At 60.7% G+C, this 19,412-nt stretch carries 22 protein-coding genes; 19 read left to right on the plus strand and 3 right to left on the minus strand.

Going from position 1 to position 19,412, the window contains the following annotated elements:
• The first annotated feature begins 116 nt into the window (after positions 1-116).
• The 15 genes from trpS (at position 117) to ACQY1P_RS06990 (ending at position 13,743) form a co-directional block, all read left to right on the plus strand.
• The gene (gene trpS, locus ACQY1P_RS06920) at positions 117-1,181 is read left to right on the plus strand and encodes a tryptophan--tRNA ligase (RefSeq protein WP_062454006.1); all 1,065 of its coding nucleotides are present in this window, start codon (positions 117-119) and stop codon (positions 1,179-1,181) included.
• 116 nt (positions 1,182-1,297) lie between these two features.
• On the plus strand, positions 1,298-1,789 hold the full coding sequence (locus ACQY1P_RS06925; protein ID WP_062454005.1) for a universal stress protein: 492 nt from the start codon (positions 1,298-1,300) through the stop codon (positions 1,787-1,789).
• A gap of 121 nt (positions 1,790-1,910) precedes the next feature.
• Positions 1,911-2,477 (plus strand): NifU family protein, encoded by a 567-nt coding sequence (locus tag ACQY1P_RS06930; protein WP_092663738.1) that lies wholly within the window; start codon positions 1,911-1,913, stop codon positions 2,475-2,477.
• A 21-nt stretch (positions 2,478-2,498) separates the two neighbouring features.
• Positions 2,499-3,152 (plus strand): tRNA (adenosine(37)-N6)-threonylcarbamoyltransferase complex dimerization subunit type 1 TsaB, encoded by a 654-nt coding sequence (gene tsaB, locus ACQY1P_RS06935; RefSeq protein WP_430255814.1) that lies wholly within the window; start codon positions 2,499-2,501, stop codon positions 3,150-3,152.
• A gap of 39 nt (positions 3,153-3,191) precedes the next feature.
• Positions 3,192-3,686, plus strand: coding sequence for a GNAT family N-acetyltransferase (locus tag ACQY1P_RS06940; protein WP_430255816.1), 495 nt, complete (start codon positions 3,192-3,194; stop codon positions 3,684-3,686).
• A 38-nt stretch (positions 3,687-3,724) separates the two neighbouring features.
• A complete protein-coding gene (locus tag ACQY1P_RS06945) occupies positions 3,725-4,150 on the plus strand; it encodes a Fur family transcriptional regulator (protein ID WP_062454001.1) in 426 nt (141 codons plus the stop codon).
• A gap of 39 nt (positions 4,151-4,189) precedes the next feature.
• Positions 4,190-4,993 carry a lysophospholipid acyltransferase family protein gene (locus ACQY1P_RS06950; protein WP_062454000.1) on the plus strand — a complete coding sequence of 268 codons (804 nt, stop codon included), beginning with the start codon at positions 4,190-4,192 and terminating at the stop codon, positions 4,991-4,993.
• Between the two features lie 42 nt (positions 4,994-5,035).
• Complete coding sequence (gene miaB, locus ACQY1P_RS06955) at positions 5,036-6,445, plus strand: tRNA (N6-isopentenyl adenosine(37)-C2)-methylthiotransferase MiaB (protein WP_430255818.1); 1,410 nt, start codon at positions 5,036-5,038, stop codon at positions 6,443-6,445.
• A 24-nt stretch (positions 6,446-6,469) separates the two neighbouring features.
• On the plus strand, positions 6,470-7,525 hold the full coding sequence (locus tag ACQY1P_RS06960; RefSeq protein WP_062453998.1) for a PhoH family protein: 1,056 nt from the start codon (positions 6,470-6,472) through the stop codon (positions 7,523-7,525).
• Between the two features lie 17 nt (positions 7,526-7,542).
• Positions 7,543-8,052 carry an rRNA maturation RNase YbeY gene (gene ybeY, locus ACQY1P_RS06965; protein ID WP_430255820.1) on the plus strand — a complete coding sequence of 170 codons (510 nt, stop codon included), beginning with the start codon at positions 7,543-7,545 and terminating at the stop codon, positions 8,050-8,052.
• 9 nt (positions 8,053-8,061) lie between these two features.
• Positions 8,062-9,258 (plus strand): transporter associated domain-containing protein, encoded by a 1,197-nt coding sequence (locus tag ACQY1P_RS06970; protein WP_062578873.1) that lies wholly within the window; start codon positions 8,062-8,064, stop codon positions 9,256-9,258.
• Between the two features lie 90 nt (positions 9,259-9,348).
• On the plus strand, positions 9,349-10,950 hold the full coding sequence (gene lnt, locus ACQY1P_RS06975) for an apolipoprotein N-acyltransferase (RefSeq protein WP_325263940.1): 1,602 nt from the start codon (positions 9,349-9,351) through the stop codon (positions 10,948-10,950).
• 149 nt (positions 10,951-11,099) lie between these two features.
• On the plus strand, positions 11,100-11,519 hold the full coding sequence (locus ACQY1P_RS06980) for a helix-turn-helix domain-containing protein (RefSeq protein WP_062453994.1): 420 nt from the start codon (positions 11,100-11,102) through the stop codon (positions 11,517-11,519).
• 176 nt (positions 11,520-11,695) lie between these two features.
• Positions 11,696-12,955, plus strand: coding sequence for a methionine adenosyltransferase (gene metK / locus ACQY1P_RS06985; RefSeq protein ID WP_325263944.1), 1,260 nt, complete (start codon positions 11,696-11,698; stop codon positions 12,953-12,955).
• A gap of 86 nt (positions 12,956-13,041) precedes the next feature.
• On the plus strand, positions 13,042-13,743 hold the full coding sequence (locus ACQY1P_RS06990) for a tRNA (guanosine(46)-N(7))-methyltransferase TrmB (RefSeq protein WP_325263947.1): 702 nt from the start codon (positions 13,042-13,044) through the stop codon (positions 13,741-13,743).
• Positions 13,744-13,755: 12 nt separating this feature from the next.
• Here the strand turns inward: ACQY1P_RS06990 and ACQY1P_RS06995 are convergent, their stop codons facing one another.
• Both ACQY1P_RS06995 and ACQY1P_RS07000 read right to left on the minus strand, forming a co-directional pair.
• A complete protein-coding gene (locus ACQY1P_RS06995) occupies positions 13,756-14,013 on the minus strand; it encodes a DUF1150 family protein (protein ID WP_062453991.1) in 258 nt (85 codons plus the stop codon).
• A gap of 43 nt (positions 14,014-14,056) precedes the next feature.
• Positions 14,057-14,500: an Hsp20 family protein gene (locus tag ACQY1P_RS07000; protein ID WP_430255823.1), complete on the minus strand. Its 444-nt coding sequence runs from the start codon at positions 14,498-14,500 to the stop codon at positions 14,057-14,059.
• 160 nt (positions 14,501-14,660) lie between these two features.
• Here ACQY1P_RS07000 and ACQY1P_RS07005 point away from each other — a divergent pair, with 160 nt between their 5' ends.
• On the plus strand, positions 14,661-15,602 hold the full coding sequence (locus ACQY1P_RS07005; RefSeq protein WP_430255825.1) for a nucleoside hydrolase: 942 nt from the start codon (positions 14,661-14,663) through the stop codon (positions 15,600-15,602).
• Positions 15,603-15,704: 102 nt separating this feature from the next.
• On the opposite strand, the gene ACQY1P_RS07010 is transcribed toward ACQY1P_RS07005, so the two are convergent.
• Positions 15,705-16,565 carry an LOG family protein gene (locus ACQY1P_RS07010; protein ID WP_062453988.1) on the minus strand — a complete coding sequence of 287 codons (861 nt, stop codon included), beginning with the start codon at positions 16,563-16,565 and terminating at the stop codon, positions 15,705-15,707.
• Between the two features lie 164 nt (positions 16,566-16,729).
• On the opposite strand from ACQY1P_RS07010, the gene dapD reads away from it, so the two are divergent.
• From dapD to ACQY1P_RS07025, 3 genes are read left to right on the plus strand one after another with little or no spacing between them, the layout of a single operon-like run.
• Positions 16,730-17,590 carry a 2,3,4,5-tetrahydropyridine-2,6-dicarboxylate N-succinyltransferase gene (gene dapD, locus ACQY1P_RS07015; RefSeq protein WP_113166991.1) on the plus strand — a complete coding sequence of 287 codons (861 nt, stop codon included), beginning with the start codon at positions 16,730-16,732 and terminating at the stop codon, positions 17,588-17,590.
• 15 nt (positions 17,591-17,605) lie between these two features.
• Entirely contained in the window at positions 17,606-18,802 is a 1,197-nt protein-coding gene (gene dapE, locus ACQY1P_RS07020; RefSeq protein ID WP_430255827.1) for a succinyl-diaminopimelate desuccinylase, read from the plus strand.
• Positions 18,786-19,406: a hypothetical protein gene (locus tag ACQY1P_RS07025; protein ID WP_430255829.1), complete on the plus strand. Its 621-nt coding sequence runs from the start codon at positions 18,786-18,788 to the stop codon at positions 19,404-19,406. Before dapE ends, ACQY1P_RS07025 begins: the two co-directional genes overlap by 17 nt.
• The last annotated feature ends 6 nt before the right edge of the window (positions 19,407-19,412 follow it).

Genomic DNA, 19,412 nt, shown 5'->3' on the forward strand with positions numbered 1-19,412 from the left:
AAGCCCGGCCATCAGCTACATGGCCCGCGGGGCGCAGCAGCGGCAAGCACGCACACTTGTCAGGCTGCGCAAGTCCAACGGCCTGAGGCCTTCCATCAGCCTATCGAGGATCTAGAATGAACAGCTTCAAGCCGCTCGTCTTTTCCGGTGTCCAGCCCACCGGCAATCTCCATCTCGGCAATTATCTCGGCGCTATCCGCAAGTTCGTCGCCCTGCAGGAAAACAACGACTGCATCTACTGCGTCGTCGATCTGCACGCGATCACGGCCCAGCTCGTGCATGACGATCTGCGCGGCCAGATCCGCTCCATCGCGGCAGCGTTCATCGCCTCCGGCATCGACCCGAAGAAGCATATCGTCTTCAACCAGTCCGCCGTGCCGCAGCATGCCGAACTTGCCTGGATCTTCAACTGCGTCGCCCGCATCGGCTGGATGAACCGGATGACCCAGTTCAAGGACAAGGCCGGCAAGGACCGCGAGAACGCCTCGCTCGGACTGCTCGCCTATCCGAGCCTGATGGCCGCCGACATTCTCGTCTACCGCGCCACCCATGTGCCTGTCGGCGATGACCAGAAGCAGCACCTGGAGCTTGCCCGCGATATCGCCCAGAAATTCAACATCGATTTCCAGGACAAGATCCGTGCGACCGGCACCGGCGTCGACATGGTCGTCGGCGAAGAGCCGATCCACGGCTATTTCCCGCTCGTCGAGCCGCTGATCGATGGTCCGGCCCCGCGCGTCATGAGCTTGCGCGACGGCACCAAGAAGATGTCGAAATCCGATCCGTCGGATCTGTCGCGCATCAACCTGATGGACGATGCCGATGAGATCCTGAAGAAAATCCGCAAGGCGAAGACCGATCCGGAAGGCCTGCCGAGCGAACTCGAAGGCCTCGAAGGGCGTCCGGAAGCAGCCAATCTCGTGGGCATCTACGCGGCACTCGCCGATCGCACCAAGGCGGATGTGCTTGCCGAATTCGGCGGCCAGCAGTTCTCGGTGTTCAAACCGGCGCTTGCCGACCTCGCCGTTCAAGTTCTGGCGCCGATTTCGCTCGAGATGCGCCGCCTGCTGGACGACACGACCCATATCGACGCTATCTTGCGTGATGGGGGCGAGCGTGCCCGCGCCCGAGCCGAAAAGGTCATGGGTGAAGTGTTCGATATCGTCGGTTTCCTGCGCTGAGCGGGAGAGCGCCTGAAAATCTTGCACCCGTCACGGTCGCGTGGCGGGTTTTCATTTTCGCGGGTTCGTATAATTTCGCCACAACGACAACGTCCGACGGGAATTGAGGGGGCGGCATGGTTTCGAAACGGCTTTCCAGGCTTGAGGGACATCGGCGCAAGTTCATAGCGGTCATCGATGGCACCCCCGAATGCGAGCTTGCCGTGCACTATGCCGGCCGCCGCGCGAAGAATTCCAATGGCGGCCTGGTGCTGCTCTTCGTCATTCCCGATGGCGATTTCCAGCAATGGATCGGCGTCGAGCAGATCATGCGCGCCGAAGCCATGGAAGAAGCGGAATCGATCATGGCGAAGGCCGCCCAGAGGGTGCGCGAAACGATCGGGATCGATCCCGAAATCGTCATCCGCGAGGGAAGCGCGCCCGAGCAGATCAACATGCTGGTGGAGGAAGACCGCGATATCGCCGTTCTTGTTCTTGCCGCCGGTTCGACCAAGGAAGGGCCGGGCCCGCTGGTCTCAGCGGTTGCCGGCAGGGGTGCTGCTTTCCCCATTCCCGTCACCGTTCTGCCGGATACGCTGACCGACGAGGAAATCGACGCGCTCGCCTGACCTCTCTTGACCAGATTGGAAGAAAGGCGCACTTGAACCAAAAGCTGATCGCGACTATCTTCTTTGGAAGAGTTCTAAGTTTGCGGCGCCCGCTGGCGCGCACGGGTCAAGGAGACATATCATGTTCATTCAGACGGAAGCCACACCCAATCCGGCAACCCTGAAGTTCCTGCCCGGCAAGATCGTCATGGAAAAGGGCACTGCCGATTTCCGCAATGCGGGCGAGGCCGATGCTTCTCCGCTGGCAGCCAGACTGTTCGGGATCGACGGCGTCACCGGCGTATATTTCGGCTACGACTTCATCACCGTCTCCAAGGATAGCGCCGAATGGCAGCATCTGAAGCCGGCGATCCTCGGCTCGATCATGGAGCATTTCATGTCCGGCCAGCCGGTCATGGGCGGTACGTCTGCGCTTGCCGAAGATACCGATGAAGACGGCGAGTTCTACGAGGCCGACGACGAGACCCTGGTCGCGACCATCAAGGAACTGCTGGAAACCCGCGTTCGTCCGGCCGTTGCCCAGGATGGCGGCGATATCACCTTCAAGGGTTTCCGGGATGGCACTGTCTATCTCAACATGAAGGGCGCCTGCGCCGGCTGCCCGTCCTCCACGGCAACCCTGAAACATGGCGTTCAAAACCTGCTAAAGCACTTCGTGCCTGAAGTGCAGGCCGTCGAAGCCATCTGATTTCGAAAAACAGTTCCGCTCATGCTCGTTCTGGCCATCGATACTGCCGGGGTTAATTGTTCCGCCGCGCTCTATGATGGCGCGTCCGGCAGACTTCTCTCGTCCGTCACTGAGACGATCGGCAAGGGTCATGCAGAGCGCCTGATGGCGATCGTCGACCAGGCGCTTGATGACGCCGGCCTGCCCCTCAAATCCGTCCAGCGCATCGCCGTCGGCATCGGCCCGGGCTCATTCACCGGTATCCGGGTTGGAGTCGCTGCCGCCCGCGGTCTGGCACTGGCACTCAATGTGGAATGCGTCGGCGTCACCACGCTCGAAACGCTGGCCGCCGCACATCTTGCAAAGCATCCCGGACGCCCCGTCGTGGCAGTCATGGATGCCAAGCGGGACGAGGTCTATGCCCAGGCCTTTTCAGCCGAAGGCTCCCCGCTCAGCGAACCCACGGCACTGTCTCCGGACGATGCCGCAGCACTCATTGCCCAGCTGTCGGCCGACGTGACCGGGTCATGGCGCCCGCACGAGGCGCCGGTCCTGCCTGACCATTTCGATATCGCCGTCATTGCAAAGCTTGCGGCTGCAAAGCCGAAAGGTTCGCAAAAGCCGAAACCGCTTTATCTTCGTGGACCGGATGCAAAACCGCAGACAGGCTTTGCGTTGGCGCGGCAGATCTCGTAACTCCGCGTCGTTCAATTCTTTCACGCGACCGAATGCCCGATGTTTGACGATTATCTCAGCTGGAAGCCGTTTTTCGAAGTCGTCCCGATGGAGATCTCCGACTGCGTCGAAGTCTCCGAGCTTCATGGTGCGCGCTTTCCGCGCGGCTGGAACGATGGCGAATTTCAGAATCTTCTTCTTCAGAAAGGCGTGTTCGGTTTCGTCGCACGCCAGACCAACGCGTTCTTTTCCAAACCCTTCGGGGGCTTCGCGCTGGTGCGCGAAGCAGCCGGCGAGGCGGAAATTCTCACGATCGCCGTCCCCGAAAAGTTTGGCCGTCTTGGGCTCGGATGGAGGCTGATGCAGGCCGGCTTGCGCGAAGCGACATCGCGCGGCGCCGAAACAATGTTTCTCGAGGTCGAGGCCGAAAACAAGGCCGCTGTGACGCTCTATGGCAGGCTGGGTTTCAAAAAGGTCGGCGAACGCCCGGCCTATTATACCGGTGCCGATGGACGACGGTCCTCGGCGCTTGTCATGAGCCGCGTTCTTCGTTAGTTCGTGATGAAACGAGAGCATTTGAAGGCCAAAACGTCATGACGGATCTTTCCAAAAATCTGGAGGAACTGTGTGCCGAGAAGGGCATGCGCATGACGGATCAGCGCCGGGTGATCGCGCGTATCCTGCAGGACTCCGACGACCATCCGGATGTCGAGGAACTGTATCGTCGCTCCTCCAAGGTCGATCCACGGATCTCGATCTCGACCGTCTATCGCACCGTGAAACTGTTCGAGGACGAGGGCATTATCGAGCGCCACGATTTCCGTGACGGTCGCTCTCGCTACGAGACGGTGCCGGAAGAACATCACGATCACATGATCGATCTCAATGCCGGCACGGTGATCGAATTCCAATCTGCGGAGATCGAAGCGCTGCAGGAGCGCATTGCCCGCGAACTCGGCTTCCGGCTGGTCGGACACAGGCTGGAACTCTACGGCATCCCGCTCGACAAAGACGAATAGCCCGAACACGAACGGCGTGACGACAGCCAAGGATCGACAGTGATCACCTCAATCCGCATCGGGTTCATCGTCGTCTGTCTGCTGGTGGTCACGGCTGTGCTGTTACCGTTTCAGCTGATCGGCCTCGCCTTCGATCTGAAGATGCGCCGTTATATTCCGCGCCTCTGGCACCGCACCGCCTGCTTCCTGCTCGGCATCCGCATCCACGTCCACGGTCACCTGCAGCATCGGCGCCCCCTGATGCTCGCCTCCAACCACGTCTCGTGGAAGGATATCCTCGTGCTTGGTGCTATCGCGGATGTCGTCTTCATCGCCAAGTCGGAAGTCGCCAAATGGCCGATCTTCGGCACGCTCGCGAAATTGCAGAAGACGATTTTCGTCGTCCGCGAGGAAAAACGCCGAACCGGCGACCAGATCAACGAGATTGCCGCACGCATGACGGCGGGCGAGATCGTCGTGCTCTTCCCGGAAGGCACGACGTCGGATGGCAACCGCCTGCTCGAGGTAAAGTCCTCGCTGTTCGGGGCAGCCGCTGCCGCCGTGCCGCACACGCCCCACGGCGTCGTGTATGTCCAGCCTGTATCGATCGCCTATACGCGGGTGCACGGCATGGCGATGGGTCGTTTCCACCGCCCGCTTGCGGCCTGGCCGGGGGATATCGAGCTCATGCCGCACCTGATGGGCGTGCTGAAGGAAGGCGCGATCGACGTGGATGTGGCGTTCGGCGAGACGGTCGATTTCCGCACGGGCGACAACCGCAAGCATCTCAGCCAGACCATTACCGCCCGGCTTCGCCGCATGCTGATCAGGCATCTTCGCCAAAGAGAGTACGACGCCGATTAGAACCGCTTCAAATCCGGTCCTTCTTGGAGTAAGGAGACGGCCATGAACGAACACGTCACCCTTTCGCCGGCAGAAGAGCCCGTCACCATCCCCAACACCCGCAAGGTCTTCATCAAGACCTACGGCTGTCAGATGAACGTCTACGATTCGACCCGCATGGGCGACGCGTTGGCGAGCGAAGGCTATGTCGCGACCGAAGAGATGGGCGAGGCGGATCTGATCCTCCTCAACACCTGTCATATCCGCGAGAAGGCCGCCGAGAAGGTCTATTCGGCGCTGGGGCGTCTGCGCGACATGAAGAAGGCGCGTGCTGCCGAAGGCCGCGAACTGATGATCGGCGTTGCCGGCTGCGTCGCCCAGGCGGAAGGCGAGGAAATCATCCGCCGCGCGCCATCGGTCGACGTGGTGATCGGCCCGCAGACCTATCACCGACTGCCGGATGCACTGCGCAAGGCCCGCGGCGGCAAGCCTGTGGTCGATACGGAATACGCGGTCGAGGACAAGTTCGACCATCTGCCGGCCACCGACCGCAAGCTTATCCGCGCCCGCGGCGTCACGGCTTTCCTTACCGTGCAGGAAGGCTGCGACAAGTTCTGCACCTTCTGCGTCGTCCCCTATACCCGCGGTTCGGAAGTGTCGCGCCCCATCAGCCAGATTGTCGACGAAGCCATCCGGCTGGTCGAAAGCGGCGTGCGCGAAATCACCCTGCTTGGTCAGAACGTCAATGCCTGGAGCGCTGAAGGTCCAACCGGGAACGACTGGGGTCTCGCCGACCTTCTCTATCGTCTTGCTGAAATCCCGGGCCTTGCCCGCCTGCGCTATACGACAAGCCATCCGCGCGACATGGATGACCGACTGATCGACGCGCATCGCGACCTGCGCATCCTGATGCCCTATCTGCATCTGCCGGTTCAGTCGGGATCCGACCGCATCCTGAAGGCGATGAACCGTCGCCATACGGGCGCCGAATATCTGGCGCTGATCGACCGCATCCGCAATGCCCGTCCCGATATCGCCATGTCGGGAGATTTCATCGTCGGTTTCCCGGGCGAGACCGATCAGGATTTCGAAGACACGTTGAAGATCGTCGAGGACGTCAACTACGCCTCCGCCTTCTCGTTCAAATATTCGACCCGGCCGGGAACACCCGGCGCGGATCTCACCGATCAGGTCGCTGAAGAGGTAAAAGCCGAGCGTCTCGAACGATTGCAGGCTTTGCTCTTGAAACAGCAGGCCGATTTCGCCACATCCTGTGTTGGAAAGACGATCGATCTGCTTCTGGAAAAGCCGGGACGTATGCCCGGGCAGGTGATCGGCCGTTCGCCCTGGCTCCAGTCTGTGAATGTTGATGCAAAAACATCGCAAATCGGTGAGATTATCCGTGTACGAATCATTGGTACCGGCCCGAACAGCTTGTTTGCCGAGCCGGCAGAGAGTTTAATGGGTGCCTGACCAGCAAGTGAGGAGCTTGTTTACTTGAGCGGACGAGAATCGGTTTCTTCGACAGCGCGCCACCCCAAATCAGCAGCGACCGACGCCAACCACTTTGTCCTGACGTTCGAGAACAATCGCTTCGCGAGCGAGCTGTTCGGTCAATTCGACCAGAATCTGAAACTTCTCGAACAGCGCCTCAATATTGATGCGCGGCCCCGCGGTAATTCCGTGGCCATTTCAGGCGATGTCCCAGCCACCAATCAGGCCCGTCGGGCTCTCGATACCCTCTATGAGCGAATCCAGAAGGGCGGCACCATCGAAACATCCGATGTCGAAGGAGCTATCCGCATGGCACAGGCTGCGGACGACCAGCTGCAACTGCCGACGCTCGAGAAAAAGGCCAGGCTTTCGATGAGCCAAATCTCCACCAAGAAAAAGACGATTGTCGCGCGTACCCCGACGCAGGACGCCTATATGCGGGCGCTCGATCGGGCAGAGATGGTGTTCGGCGTCGGTCCGGCCGGTACCGGCAAGACCTATCTGGCCGTGGCGCATGCCGCGCAGCTGCTGGAACGCGGTGCCGTCGACAAGATCATTCTTTCGCGTCCGGCCGTCGAGGCGGGCGAACGTCTGGGCTTCCTTCCTGGCGACATGAAGGAAAAGGTCGATCCCTATCTGCGGCCGCTCTATGACGCGCTCTACGACATGATCCCAGCCGACAAGGTAGAACGGGCAATCACGGCCGGGGTCATCGAAATCGCGCCGCTCGCCTTCATGCGCGGCCGCACGCTTGCCAATGCCGCTATCATCCTCGACGAAGCGCAGAACACGACATCGATGCAGATGAAGATGTTTCTCACCCGTCTTGGTGAAAACGCACGCATGATCATCACCGGCGACCCGAGCCAGGTGGATTTGCCCCGCGGCGTGAAATCCGGTCTGGTCGAAGCGCTGCAGATCCTCAACGGGGTCGAAGGCATCTCGGTCATCCGCTTCAAGGATACCGACGTCGTGCGCCACCCGCTGGTTGGCCGCATCGTCCGGGCCTATGACGCGCAATATGCCGTCCACGAGGAAAGCGAGGAGGCCGGACGCTAGTCCGGTTTCCAGTCCCTATGCCCGAACTCGACATACAGATCAGCATCGACGACGAAGGCTGGCCGGAAGAGCCGGCGCTTTTGGCGTTGACACAAAAGGTTTTCGCCGCGGCCGCCGATTATCTCGTTCGCGAAGAAGATCAACCGTTTCCGAAATTGCCGCCCGAAGTCTCTCTCGTCTTTACCGACGATGATTCCATCCGGGCAATCAATGCCGAATGGCGAGGCATGGACAAGCCGACCAACGTCTTGTCTTTCCCCGCTTTTCCGCTCGAACCCGGCGGTATGCCGGGCCCGATGCTGGGCGATATCGTCATCGCAAGGCAGACTGTCGAACGCGAGGCAGTTGATCTCGACAAGAGTTTCGACGATCATCTGACCCATCTTCTGGTCCACGGCTTTCTCCATCTGTTCGGTTACGACCACATGGAAAAGGACGAGGCGGAGGAAATGGAGACACTCGAGACTCGCATTTTAGCCGGTCTCGGCCTATCTGACCCCTATGCGGGGCAGGACCCGATAGTGTAGTTTGGAACAATGAACGATTATTCGAGCAATGTCGCCCGCGAGGGCAAGGACAGTTCGGACTCACCCTCGTCGGACGAGGGAAGTAGTTCGGGACGATCCGAGCACCACCCCAAATCCCATAATACATTCTGGTCTCGGGCGGTCCGCCTGCTGCGGCCGTCGCAGGGCGAACAGCTCCGCGAGGATCTCGCCGACGCGCTGATGACCGACACAAATGTCAGCAACGCCTTTTCTCCGGAAGAGCGCGCCATGCTGCACAACATCCTCCGCTTCCGCGAGGTTCGCGTCGAGGACATCATGGTGCCGCGCGCCGATATCGAAGCCGTCGACATGAGCATGACGATCGGCGAGCTGATGATCCATTTCGAGGAGACCGGCCGCTCGCGCATGCCGGTCTACAGCGACAATCTGGATGATGCCCGCGGCTTCGTGCATATCCGCGACCTTCTGTCCTATCTGGCAAAGCAGGCCCGCAACAAGCGCCGGACCGGTACCCGTGCAACGGCAGCAGCAGCCGTCGTTGCCGGTGGAGCGGTCGAGAAGCCGGCCCGTACCGCCAAGGCAGCCTTCGATCTCAGCCGCGTCAATCTCGATCAGACCGTTGCCGAGGCAGGCCTGGTGCGCAAGCTTTTGTTTGTGCCGCCCTCGATGCTGGCATCCGAGCTGATGAGCACCATGCAGGCCGCCCGTACCCAGATGGCGCTCGTGATCGACGAATACGGCGGCACCGATGGTCTCGTGTCGCATGAGGATATCGTCGAGATGGTGATCGGCGATGTCGAGGACGAGCATGACGACGAGGAAGTGATGTTCTCGCGTGCCGGCGACGATATCTTCATTGCCGATGCCCGCATCGAGCTGATGGAAATCTCCAAGGCGATCGGCTCCGATTTCGACGTGCGGGACCGGCTGGACGACGTCGATACGCTGGGCGGATTGATCTTCTCAGCGCTCGGTCGCATTCCGGTGCGCGGTGAAGTCGTGCAGGCTGTGCCAGGGTTCGAATTCCAGATCCTCGACGCCGATCCGCGCCGCATCAAGCGGGTCCGGATCATGCGCAAGCGCGCGCTCGTTCGCCGCAGGCAGCTCAAGGGCGAGGGCGAGCCCATTGCCGAGACGCAGCAGAAGGCGATTACTGACAAGACGCCGACCGTGCTTCTGCCGGCACCCTCGTCCGATCGTGGCAACGATCATCCATCGGCCTGAGTTTCCAGGTGTTTTGAACAGCCGATAACAGGACAAGCCGCAGTTTTTCATGAAAGACTGCGGCTTCTGATTCGGGCGAAGGGGACATCGATGGAGCGACTGGCTGGCAGGGTCATGCTTCTATGGGGCTGGCCGCGCATCCTCCTTGCTTTTTTTGCAGGCGCTGTCGGCGCACTCGCCCTTCCGCCCTTCGGTTTCTTTGCTGCTCTGTTCTTGTCTTTCACCCTGTTCATCTGGCTGATGGACGGCACGACCGGCAATCCGGATGGTGGGCGGCTCAGCCGCCTGCGATCGGCCTTTTTCCTCGGCTGGGTGTTCGGCTTCGGCTACTTCGTCGCCAGCCTCTGGTGGCTCGGCAATGCGCTTCTGGTCGAGGCTGACGAGTTTGCCTGGGCAATACCGCTTGCAGTTCTGGGTCTGCCGGCTTTTCTGGCGCTATTCTGGGGCTTTGCGGCGCTGGTGGCACGCATTCTCTGGTCCGATGGCTTGGGCAGGATTGCGGCTGCTGCGTTTGGCTTTGGCCTTGCGGAATGGCTGCGGGGCTTCATGCTGACGGGCTTTCCCTGGAACTCGATCGGCTACGGCGCCATGCCGATGCCGCTGATGATGCAGTCGGCTGCCCCACTCGGCGTGACGGGTGTCACGGTGCTGGCCGTTTTCGTGTTCTCCGCACCGGCACTGATCGGGACGCGACGCGGCATGGGGCTTGGCCTCGCGCTCGCTGGCCTTATCCTCTGCGCCCATCTCGGCTTCGGCGCCTGGCGGCTTTCCGGTGCCGACGCGGTGCTTTCTACCACTGCCAAGGATCCGGTCGAGGTGCGCCTCGTCCAGCCGATGATCGACCAGTCGCGCAAACTCGACGATTCCGAGCGCGGTGCGATCTTCGAAGAACATCTGGCGATGACGGCGCTGCCCGCAAAGGATGGTGCAAAGCGTCCGGATATCATCGTCTGGCCGGAAACCTCGGTTCCGTTCATCTTGACCGATAATCCCGATGCCCTGTCGCGCATTGCCGATGTGCTGGAAGATGGTCAGGTTCTGGTGACCGGCGCCGTCCGCGCTGAAAATGCCGGGCCGGGCTTTGCGACCCGCTATTACAACTCGATCTACGTCATCGACAGCAACGGCCAGATCGTGTCGGCGTCGGACAAGGTGCATCTGGTCCCCTACGGCGAGTATGTGCCTTACGAGGACATGCTGCGGTCGCTCGGCATCCCCGATGCGATTGCCATGCCGGGCGGCTTTACCGCAGCACCGGGCCGCGCCATGCTGACGCTCCCGGGCGGGCAAACCTTCTATCCGCTGATCTGCTACGAAGCGATCTTCCCGGATGAAATCGGTGCCGGCATTGAACGCTCGAGCGCGCTCTTGAACGTCACCAACGATGGATGGTTCGGTGAAACTCCCGGACCCTTCCAGCATTTCCAGCAGGCGCGTGTCCGGGCTGTCGAAAACGGCATGCCGTTGATTCGCGGTGCCAACACCGGTATTTCGGCTTTCGTCGATCCTTTTGGCAGGGTCGTACGCGGCCTGGATTACAATCAAAAGGGTGTGATTGACTCAACCATGTCGAGTGTCAAAGTCCCATTTTGGAACGCTTCCGAACGGCGTTTTTACTTCTGGTTGCTGATATGTCTCATGTTTGTGATTGCACTTATTTCCCGTACAAGTTTTAAATTCTGGAAGAATTGACCCAAAACCCCTAAAATTGCATAGTGGTTTGGCCTATCGTCTCGCCATACACCTTGCTTGCCGGATTTGTTGTGACCGGCGCCACCAAAGTGTATCTCCCACACGCGGACCGGGTTGAAGATTGACAGCAACTTCGTCAGGACGTCGTTATGATTGAAAACAAGAAGAAGCCGAACCCGATTGATATTCACGTCGGGAGCCGGATTCGTCTGCGCCGCACAATGCTGGGCATGAGCCAGGAAAAGCTGGGGGAGAGCCTTGGTATCACATTCCAGCAGATTCAGAAATACGAGAAAGGAACTAACCGCGTTGGCGCCAGCCGTCTGCAGAACATTTCGTCCATCTTGAACGTCCCGGTCTCCTTCTTCTTCGAAGATGCGCCAGGCGATCAGGCGGGTGGAGCGTCCGGTATGGCGGAAGCATCCAGCTCGAACTACGTGGTTGATTTCCTGTCGTCCTCTGAGGGGCTGCAGTTGAACCGCGCATTTGTGAAGATCGCCGATCCCAAGGTTCGCCGCCGTTTGGTGGATCTGGTCAAGGCGCTTGCCGCCGATGCCGAGACGGAATGACCGGTCGACCGGTCATTATTTGAAAGGCGGCCTCCGGGCCGCTTTTTTTATGCCGTGACCTCAAGGAATTGGTAATCGCTTGGACGCATAAAGATATATTTATGTCGTTGTACGCTTGTCTTCAGCGGATGAACTTACTAAACATTCGATGTCTGTTCTTTGAGGGGAATCCCGTTATGCGCGCCAGTTATCTGTTCACGAGTGAGTCCGTTGCAGAAGGTCATCCGGACAAGGTCTGCGATCGTATTTCCGATGAGATCGTCGATCTCGTCTACCGCGAAGCCGCAAAGACCGGGATTGATCCTTGGGGCGTCCGCATCGCTTGTGAAACGCTGGCGACGACAAACCGGGTGGTGATTGCGGGCGAAGTCCGCCTGCCGCCGAGCCTGATGAAGAAGGACAAGAACGGCAACGACGTGATCAATCCGTCGAAGTTCAAATCCGCTGCCCGCCGCGCGATCCGCGACATCGGCTACGAGCAGGATGGCTTTAACTGGAAGACCGTCAAGATCGACGTGCTCCTCCATTCGCAGTCCGCCGATATCGCGCAGGGCGTCGATAACGCCGCCGATCGTCAGGGCGACGAGGGTGCGGGCGACCAGGGCATCATGTTCGGTTACGCCTGCAAGGAAACGCCGGACCTTATGCCGGCGCCGATCTATTATTCGCACAAGATCCTGCAGCTGCTTGCCACGGCCCGCAAGAAGGGCGAGGGCGAAGCCGCCAAGCTCGGCCCCGATGCCAAGAGCCAGGTGACCGTCCGTTACGAAAACGGCAGGCCCGCCGCCGTCGACTCGATCGTGCTCTCCACCCAGCATATCGATCCCAGCTGGGACTCGAAGAAGGTACGCTCCGTCGTCGAACCCTATATCCGCGAAGCACTGGGCGAACTTCCGATCGCAGCCGACTGCAAGTGGTACATCAACCCCACCGGTAAGTTCGTGATCGGCGGTCCCGACGGTGATGCAGGCCTCACCGGCCGCAAGATCATCGTCGATACATACGGTGGTGCAGCGCCCCACGGCGGCGGCGCGTTCTCTGGCAAGGACACGACAAAGGTCGACCGTTCGGCAGCCTACGCTGCCCGCTACCTCGCCAAGAATGTTGTGGCCGCCGGCTTTGCCGAACGCTGCACATTACAGATTTCCTATGCGATCGGCATTTCCCAGCCGCTGTCGATCTATGTCGACCTGCACGGAACCGGCAAGAACGTGACGGAAGACCAGATCGAAGCGGCAATCCGCAAGACCATGGACCTCTCGCCGTCCGGCATCCGCCGTCACCTTGATCTCAACAAGCCGATCTATGCAAAGACCTCCGCCTATGGCCATTTCGGTCGCAAAGCCGGTCGCGACGGTTCCTTCTCCTGGGAAAAGACCGATCTCGTGAAGCCTTTGAAGGACGCCCTCAAGGGTGATCAGCTCGAAGCGGCCTGATCGCCCTTTACGAGCACGCCTGTAAAACAGTAAAGCGGGTGCCTTCTGCCGAAGGCGTCCGCTTTTACCGTGAGAGAATTCGATCCATGACCGACAAGCCGCATCCCAGCCGTTCCACGGAAGCCTTTTTCGGCCGCCGCAAGGGAAAGCCGTTGCGCGAGAAGCAGGCGGAAGGTCTGGCGACGCTCTTGCCGCAACTGAAGCTCGATCTCGCCAACCCTGCGCCGGACAGGATCGAGAGCCTCTACGACTTCTCTGTCGAGCGGATGCGGCTGGAAATCGGTTTCGGTGGCGGCGAGCACCTGATCCACCGCGCCGCCGAAAATCCGTCGACCGGCTTTATCGGCGTCGAGCCCTTCGTCAATTCCATGGCAAAGCTTCTGACCAGCGTGGAAGAGCAGGGCTTGCGCAACATCCGCCTTTACGATGACGATGCGACCCAGGTTCTGGACTGGCTGCCGGATGCGTCGATCGATCAGATCGACCTTCTCTACGCCGATCCGTGGCCAAAGCGGAAGCACTGGAAGCGCCGCTTCGTTTCGCAGGTCAACCTGGAGCGGTTCCACCGCGTGCTGAAGCCGGGCGCAACATTCTGCTTCGCCTCAGACATCGATACCTATGTGAACTGGACGCTGCTCCATTGCCGCGATCATGGCGGCTTCGCCTGGCAGGCAGAACAGGCTTCGGACTGGCTGACGCCCTATGCCGGCTGGCCGGGTACGCGATACGAGAACAAGGCCCGCCGGGAAGGGCGGTCATCCGCCTACCTGACATTCGTCAAGATCTGACGCTCATTCCGATCAGTGCAGGGTGACGGTCTTCAGCTCGTCTTCGGCAGCCTTGAAAAAGGTGCTGGAGCGGTTGTCGGTGAGCAGGATCGGCGTACCGTCCGCACCGAACAGAGCCCAAAGGTCAAGGCTGGGATCGATGTCCGGAGCCTCGGGGAAACAGCGGGACACATCGTCCGACTTCATCTTGCGAATGTAACCGACTTCGCCGTTTCCGAGATGCGCGAGTTCGGACTCCGTCAAGCTCGGATTCGCTTCTTTCATAAGCATTTCTGCCTCCACAGTGGGGACGCATCAGCGATTGCTGATTGATCTACTGTGAGACGGAAATGTTAATTTTTCGCACTACACGCTCCGGCTCGGGGCGGATCAGATCGATCGAAAGAAGACCATTTTTCAACGATGCGCCGGACACCTGCATACCGTCCGCCAGCACGAAGATCCGCTGGAATTGGCGGGCCGCAATACCGCGGTAGAGGTAGTCGCGCTCGTTCTGCTCGGCCTGTCTGCCGCGAATGATAAGCTGATTTTCTTCGGTCATGACCTCGAGCTCGGCCTCCGAAAAACCGGCCACCGCAAGCGTGATGCGCAGCAGGTCGCATTCGTCCTCGCGTGGTTCGTCACTCGCTGTCTTCTTGATGCGCTCGATATTGTAGGGCGGGTAGCCGTCGCTTCCCTTGCCCAATCGCTCGAGTGTCTTTTCCATCGCGTCGAAGCCCAGGAGGAGAGGGCTTGCGAAAGGTGTCATACGGCTCATCGGTCGTCCCAGCTTTTATCCAGCGACTGTGCCGGCGTCCATAAGGCCCGCCGACGGGTCAATATATGGGAATTTGCGGCAGTCAGCGCAAGACGCCGGCGAGCGCTTGACACGATCCGCAACCCGGCTCAAAAACCCGTAAAGTTCAAGGGGAAGAGACATGCAACGCAGAAAGATCATCATCGACACCGATCCCGGTCAGGACGACGCAGCGGCCATCATGCTGGCCTTTGCGAGCCCCGACGAGCTGGATGTGCTGGGTTTGACTGCCGTTGCCGGCAACGTGCCGCTGTCGTTTACCAGCCGCAACCTGAGGATCGTCTGCGAGCTCTGCGGCAGGCCTGATGCCAAGGTCTATGAAGGTGCATTGAAGCCTTTGAACCGGCCGCAGGTGACGGCCGAACACGTCCACGGCAAGACCGGTCTCGACGGAGCGGAACTGCCTGAGCCGACCATGGCGGCGCAGGAAAAGAACGCCATCGACTTCATCATCGAGACGCTGCGCCGCGAGCCGGAAGGCACCGTGACGCTTTGCACGCTCGGTCCGCTCACCAACATCGCCATGGCGCTCACCAAGGCGCCGGACATTGCTTCGCGCGTCCAGGAACTGGTGATGATGGGTGGCGGCCTGTTCGAAGGCGGCAACATCACGCCAGCAGCCGAATTCAACATCTATGTGGATCCGGAGGCGGCCAAGATCGTGCTCGGCGCCGGTATCCCTGTAGTCATGATGCCGCTCGATGTCACGCATCAGCTGCTGACCACCAAGGCACGGGTCGAAAAGATCGCCGCACTCGGCAACCGCCCGTCGCAGGTTCTCGTCGAATGGCTTGCCTTCTTCGAGCGCTTCGACATCGAGAAATACGGCTCCGACGGCGGCCCGCTGCATGACCCGTCGGTCATCGCCTATCTCTTGAAGCCGGACCTCTTTACCGGCCGCCACTGCAATGTCGAGATCGAGACCCAATCAGAGCTCACCGTCGGCATGACGGTCGCCGACTGGTGGGGCGTCACCGGCCGCACGGCCAATGCGACCTTCATGCGCCATGTCGACGCGGATGGTTTCTTCGAATTGCTGACGGAGCGCGTCGGCCGTCTCTAGGGCTCAAGCTCAACCGGCAAGCTGAATGGTCATTGCCCGATCAGGGCCTGTTTCCTCTCCCCGCGCACGGGGAGAGGGTAAGGAACCTGCACCGTCCCACCTTCAAAGCCCGTAGAAATCCGCGATGATCTTCCACGCCTGATCTGCGGTTTCCACAAAGCTGATCAGCTCAAGATCCTTCGGCGAGATCGTGCCGAAATCGGCAAGCGCTTCGAAGTTGACGATGCCGCGCCAGAACTTTTCTGAAAACAGGATGAGCGGGATTCGCTCCATGCGCTTGGTCTGGATCAGCGTCAGCGCCTCGAACATCTCATCGAGCGTGCCGAAGCCGCCCGGGAAGACGGCAACGGCCTTGGCGCGCATCAGGAAGTGCATCTTGCGAATCGCGAAATAGTGGAAGTTGAATGAGAGCTCCGGCGTCACGTAAGGATTGGGCGCCTGTTCGTGCGGCAGCATGATGTTGAGCCCGATGCTCGGTGCGCCAACCTCCGACGCGCCAAGGTTGCCGGCCTCCATCACGCCCGGTCCGCCACCGGTCACGACCACATATTCCTGATGGTCGTAGGCTGCCGAATGCACACCACAAAGCGTCGCGAACTTGCGGGCCTCTTCGTAGAAAACCGAGGCTGCGATCAGGTTATTGCGCTGGGTCTCGTTGTGAGCCGCCCAAGGCGCCTGGCCCGGTGCCGGAATGCGGGCACCGCCGAACAGCACGACCGTGGATTTGATCCCGGCCTCGGCGAGCATCATCTCGGCCTTCATGAGTTCCAGCTGCAGCCGCACCGGCCGCAATTCTTCGCGGCTCAGGAAATCCTCATCGGCAAAGGCAAGGCGATAGGTCGGCGACAGCGTCTGCGGTGTTTTCGGCTGAACTGCGGCGGCACTTTTGTCGGCCTTGTTGTCCTTCAGCGGATCCCAGACCCCGTCCTTCCGCCGTGGTCCGTCATTCTTCACCCGTGCCATCGCAATAACCCTTCCGGAGCCGTTCGCTTATATGCGTTGACGCCAATTCGCATTGACGCTTGAGTGCCGGTCGCTTAGAGCAATTGGCACCATTTGGCCAGCCACACGGCTGTGTCCCGGGCCTTTGCGGCCATCACGATATCGACGACGACGAAGGATTCTCCATGAGCAGCGCAGACCTCTCCTCCCTCGAAAAGACGATCGAAACCGCGTTCGACAACCGCGACAGCGTGACGATCTCGACCAAGGGAGAGATCCGCGATGCCGTAGAGCAGTCGCTGAACCTGCTCGATGCCGGCGAGGCGCGTGTGGCCGTGCGCGGCGAGGATGGCAGCTGGACCGTCAACCAGTGGCTGAAGAAGGCGGTTCTTCTGTCCTTCCGTCTCAACGACATGGAAGTCGTCAAGGGTGGCCCCGGCGCCTCCACCTGGTGGGACAAGGTTCCCTCGAAGTTCGAAGGCTGGGGCGAGAACCAGTTCCGCTCGGCCGGTTTCCGCGCGGTGCCGAACGCTGTCGTGCGCCGCTCGGCCTATATCGGCAAGAACGTCGTGCTGATGCCATCCTTCGTCAATCTCGGCGCCTATGTCGATGAAGGCACGATGGTCGATACCTGGGCAACCGTCGGCTCCTGCGCACAGATCGGCAAGAACGTGCACCTGTCCGGCGGCGTCGGCATTGGCGGCGTGCTGGAGCCGATGCAGGCCGGCCCGACCATCATCGAAGACAATTGCTTTATCGGCGCCCGTTCGGAAGTCGTCGAAGGCTGCATCATTCGCGAAGGCTCGGTCCTCGGAATGGGCGTCTACATCGGCAAGTCGACCAAGATCGTCAATCGCGCCACCGGCGAAGTCTCGTTCGGCGAAGTACCGCCTTACTCGGTCGTCGTTGCCGGCTCGATGCCGTCAGGCAATGCCACGATGCCGAACGGCCTGGCCGCACCGCATCTCTATTGCGCTGTCATCGTCAAGACGGTCGATGAGAAGACCCGCTCCAAGACCGGCATCAACGAACTGCTGCGCGACTAACCGAAGGCAATCCCGATGTCCGCTGTCGATCCGATCGCAAACCTGCGGGACCTCATCCGCTGCCCGTCCGTCACGCCCGCCGAAGGCGGCGCATTGTCGGCGCTTGAGGCGATGCTTTCGCCGCTCGGCTTTACCGTCGAGCGGATGGTGGCGACCGAGCCCGGCATGCCCGACATCGAGAACCTCTACGCGCGGCTCGGAACGACCGGTCCGCACCTGATGTTTGCCGGCCATACGGATGTGGTGCCGGTCGGCGACGAGGCGTCCTGGAGCCATCCTCCGTTTTCCGCCGATATCGAAGGCGGAGAGATGTTCGGCCGCGGCGCCGTCGACATGAAGGGCGGCATTGCCTGCTTTGCCGCAGCCGTTGCCCGCCATATCGAAGAACACGGCGCCCCGCAGGGCTCGATCTCATTCCTGATCACCGGCGATGAGGAAGGCCCGGCCGTAAACGGCACCGAGAAGCTGCTGAAATGGGCAGCCGACAGGGGCGAGCGCTGGGATGCCTGCCTGGTCGGCGAACCGACCAATCCGGACGTGCTCGGCGACATGATCAAGATCGGCCGCCGCGGCTCCGTCTCCGGCAAGGTTACGGTCCATGGCGTTCAGGGCCACGCTGCCTATCCGCATCTTGCGGACAACGCCGTGCGCGGGCTGCTACCCCTGGCGCATGCCCTGATGCACCCGCGATTCGACGAAGGCACACCGGAATTCCCGGCCTCCAACCTCGAAGTCACCACGGTCGATATCGGTAACCCGGCCACCAATGTCGTGCCTGCCAAGGCGAGTTTTGCCTTCAACATCCGCTTCAACGACACCTGGACGGCCGAAACCGTCCAGGCCGAGATCCTGCGCCGTCTCGATGCGGCCGCAGGCGACCAGACGCTGCGTCCCGGTCGCGACAAGGTCCGTTACGAGATCGTCTGGGCCGAGCGACCGAGCCACGTCTTTTTGACCCGCAACAACGCGCTGATCAGTTCGCTGTCCGGCGCTGTCGAGGCCGTGACGGGCAGGGTGCCGGCGCTGTCCACCACCGGCGGCACATCCGATGCGCGTTTCATCAAGGATTACTGCCCGGTCGTGGAATTCGGCCTCGTCGGCCAGACCATGCACATGGTGGATGAGCGGGTCGCGATCGCTGACCTCGAAACGCTGACGCAGATCTATGGAACCTTCCTCTCGCGCTGGTTCGGCGATGCTGCGGTTTCATGACCTCAGCCATCACCTGAGCGGCCTCTGGCTGCTGATCCGCGGCGATGCGCGCGGCCTCAGCGCCTTCGACATTTCCGACCAAGGCGTTGCCCGGTCCTTCCTTGCGATCCTGTGGTGCCTGCCCGCGATCGTCGCGGGATGGATGTTCAAGCGTGCCGAATATGCGCAGGCGCATCCCCGCGGCGGTGACGGTGTCCTCGCATTCGCCGGAAAGATGTTGCTGGTGGAGATCGCGCAGTGGATCGTTCCGGTTCTCGCCATCTGCCTCGTCGCTGTCGCCTTCGGACTGCGACCGCTGCTGCGCACGCTGATCGTCACGCGCAACTGGTTCACGGTGCCGCTGGTCTATGCATCCTACGTGACCGCATTCCCGGCCAGCCTTGCGCTGGACAGCCTGTTCGGTACCGGCCTTGTCTACCGATATGCATTGCTTAGCGTCATGCTTGCCGTTCTCGTCGGTGCAGGTCTTCTCTATTGGCGGCTCCTGACGACAGTTGTCGGCGGTTCCCCATGGTTGCGGGCAGCGCTGCTTGGCTTCACCGTGATGACCGAACTGGTCGTCGTGTCCTGGCTGGAGACAAGCCTTGGAGTGACGGTCGCATGATTGCCC

The sequence above is a fragment of the Neorhizobium sp. DAR64872/K0K18 genome, assembly GCF_050500175.1.
Taxonomy (GTDB): Bacteria; Pseudomonadota; Alphaproteobacteria; order Rhizobiales; family Rhizobiaceae; genus Neorhizobium; species Neorhizobium soli.